3 protein-coding genes are annotated in these 2,848 nt (G+C 70.6%); 2 read left to right on the top strand and 1 reads right to left on the bottom strand.

Translation table 11 applies throughout. The features are described 5' to 3' along the window. The coding region (locus tag PROKR_RS34580; protein WP_036962965.1) for a hypothetical protein at positions 1–711 on the top strand (711 nt) is incomplete at its 5' end. A 69-nt stretch (positions 712–780) separates the two neighbouring features. Continuing rightward, complete coding sequence (gene gad / locus PROKR_RS10650; RefSeq protein WP_036962963.1) at positions 781–2,154, top strand: glutamate decarboxylase; 1,374 nt, start codon at positions 781–783, stop codon at positions 2,152–2,154. On the opposite strand, the gene PROKR_RS10645 is transcribed toward gad, so the two are convergent. After that, a complete protein-coding gene (locus tag PROKR_RS10645; RefSeq protein WP_036962961.1) occupies positions 2,148–2,714 on the bottom strand; it encodes a pyridoxamine 5'-phosphate oxidase family protein in 567 nt (188 codons plus the stop codon). The two genes, gad and PROKR_RS10645, sit on opposite strands and share 7 nt — an antisense overlap. Between the last annotated feature and the right edge of the window lie 134 nt (positions 2,715–2,848).

Raw genomic sequence — 2,848 nt, 5'->3', positions numbered from 1 at the left:
GCCGGCGGCGCCCTGGCGCGCGTCGTCGGGGCGGAGCCCACCACCGCGGCCCGCCTGGCCCGGGCCAACGTGGTCGCGGGCGTGGCCTTCATGATCGGCGGTGCGATGTTCGCCCTGGGCCCGCTGCTCGCCCAGCTCGGCGTCGGCAGCATCCGGGCCGTCGACACGGTCTACCTGGTGGGCGGGCTGTTCTTCAGCACCGGCGGCTACGCGTCGGTGGTACAGGCGTCGAACGCACCCACCGCGATCGACGAGCGCGGCACCCTGAGCGCCACGGCGTGGCGGTGGTGGGCCTGGCTGCCGCGGCAGATCGGCTGGCTCAGCGTGGCCGTGCTGTTCGCCGGCACCCTGTTCTTCGGCGTCAGCCTGGTCGCCGCCTTCGCGTCCGACCTGACGGCGCGGCAGTCCAACGGATGGATCTGGCTACCCGACATGACAGGCTGCGTCTGCTTCCTCCTGTCGGGGCACCTCGCCCTGCTGGAGGTGTGCCACGGTCGCATCGGGGTACGGCCGCACGAGCTCGGCTGGTGGGTGGTGGCCGTCAACCAGGTGGGCTCGGTGTTCTTCTTCCTGGCCGGGCTCGCAGCGTTCACCCGGCCGGCGACCTCGACCGTCGTCGCCGCGGGACTGGTCAACTGGGGCACGCTCGTCGGAGCGGTCTGCTTCGTCGTCGGCGGGGCGCTGCAGCTCGGCGAGCACCCGGAAGGATGAGTGCCCGGCCCCGGAAGTTCGCCCGCCCACCGGTCGACGATGTCCGGGGCCCATGCTTGACTCGAAAGCATGGGCACGCGTGACGAGCGCACGACGGCGCTGTACGGCAACCGCTTCCTGACCGAGGAAGTTCCGTCCACGGTGTTTCCGGACACCGGCATGAGTCCCACCGACACCATGCGGATGCTGGGCGAGGACCTCGCACTCGAGGGCGACCCGATGCGCAACCTCGCGACCTTCGTCACCACGTGGATGGAGCCGGAGGCGCAGCGGATCATCGCGGAGAACCTGCACCGCAACTTCATCGACCACGCCGAGTACCCGATCTCGGCGGAGATCGAGCAGCGGTGCGTGCGGATGCTCGCCGACCTGTTCCACGCGCCCGGCGAGACCACCGGCTGCCGCACGCAGGGGTCGTCCGAGGCGATCATGCTCGGCGCGCTGTCGCTGAAGTGGAAGTGGAAGGAGCGGCGCCAGGCCGCCGGGGAGCCCGTGGACCGCCCCAACCTCGTGTTCGGCGGCGACGTGCACGTGGTCTGGGAGAAGTTCTGCCGGTACTTCGACGTCGAACCCCGGATCATCCCCCTGGGCGTGGACAAGTACACGATCGGGCCCGACGACGTGGCCCCCTACCTCGACGAGAACACCATCGGCGTGGCCGCGGTGCTCGGCACCACGTTCACCGGACACATGGACGACATCGTCGGCATCAACCAGCTGCTCCTGGACGTCAGGCGCGATCGCGGGCTCGACATCCCGCTGCACGTCGACGGCGCCAGCGGCGGTTTCGTCTGGCCGTTCCTGTACCCCGACTCACGCTGGGACTTCCGGCTGGAGCAGGTGCGGTCCATCAACGTGTCCGGCCACAAGTACGGACTGGTCTACCCCGGGATCGGCTGGCTGGTCTTCCGCGAGACGTCCGACCTGGCGCAGGACCTCGTCTTCTACGAGAACTACCTGGGCAAGACCGACGCCACCTTCACCCTGAACTTCTCGACCGGCGCGGCCATGGTGCTCGCCCAGTACTACAACTTCGTGCGGCTCGGCCGCGAGGGCTACACCTACGTGATGACGCAGATGCAGCAGAACGCCCGGGTGCTGGCGGCCAACCTGCGCGACACCGGCCGGTTCGAGGTGATCGGCGACGACGCCGAGCAGCTCCCGCTGGTGGCGTTCCGGCTCGCGGGCGACCACGTCGGGTACGACGAGTCGGACATCGCCTGGCAGCTATCGGCCGAGCGCGGCTGGATGGTCCCGGCGTACACGCTGCCGCCGGACGCGCAGGACGTGAAGATCCTCCGGGCCCTGGTCAAGGAGACCATGAGCCGGGCGCAGGTCGACCGGCTCACCGAGGACATCGAGGAGGCGTGCAAGACCCTCGACCTGAAGGGCGGCGCGCACCCCAAGGAGCGCCGTCAGGCCAAGACCGGCACGGGCTACTGAGGCGCGGGCAGCGGGTCGTCGTCGTAGGCGGGCAGGCCGTCGATGCTCGTCCGGTTCTTGGCCCGGCGGTACTCCTGCTGCCCCGCCTCGCCCTTGCGCTCGAAGTACGGGCCGACCAGTCCGCGCTCGCCCGCGTAGGACATGAGCGGCACGCCCCAGCCGCAGCTGTCGGAGACCCTCTCGACGTCCACCACGACGACGGCGCGAGCGCCGGGCACGTCGGTGAAGCGGGCCGCGAGCGCCGCGTACCCGTCGTCGTACCGGCTGACGACGCGGCCGGTGCCGTGCAGGCGGACGATGTTCGGCGGGCCGTCGAAGGCGCAGAACATGATGGTGATGCGGCCGTTCTCCCGCAGGTGCGCCACGGTCTCGCTGCCGCTGCCCGTACCGTCGAGCCAGGCGAACGTGTGGTCGTCCAGCACGGCGAACGTGCCGGGTATGCCGCGCGGCGAGAGGTTGACGTGCCCGTCCTCTGCCAGCGGCGCCGTGGCCACGAAGAACATGGGCTGCCGCTCGACGAACTCGCGGAGGCGGCCTTCGATCCGTTCGTGGAGCTTCATGCCCGCATGCTGCCACGGCGTCGGGCGACGGTGTCTACCTGCCCACGCGGCGTCGGACCGCGATGAGGAGCGCGCCGAGGAGCACCGCGGCCGTCGCGGTTCCCGCCAGGACGGCGGCGGGCGAGCCGGTCACG

It is taken from the genome of Promicromonospora kroppenstedtii DSM 19349, assembly GCF_000515355.1.
Classification (GTDB): domain Bacteria; phylum Actinomycetota; class Actinomycetes; order Actinomycetales; family Cellulomonadaceae; genus Promicromonospora; species Promicromonospora kroppenstedtii.
Note: the sequence above shows the minus strand (reverse complement) of the source record. Positions and strands in the feature narration are given on the sequence as shown.

What these genes read in the sequence shown, in the direction of transcription:
- gad (WP_036962963.1), top strand. Translation starts at nt 781, where the DNA reads ATGGGCACGCGTGACGAGCGCACGACGGCGCTGTACGGCAACCGCTTC.
- PROKR_RS10645 (WP_036962961.1), bottom strand. Translation starts at nt 2,714, where the DNA reads ATGAAGCTCCACGAACGGATCGAAGGCCGCCTCCGCGAGTTCGTCGAG.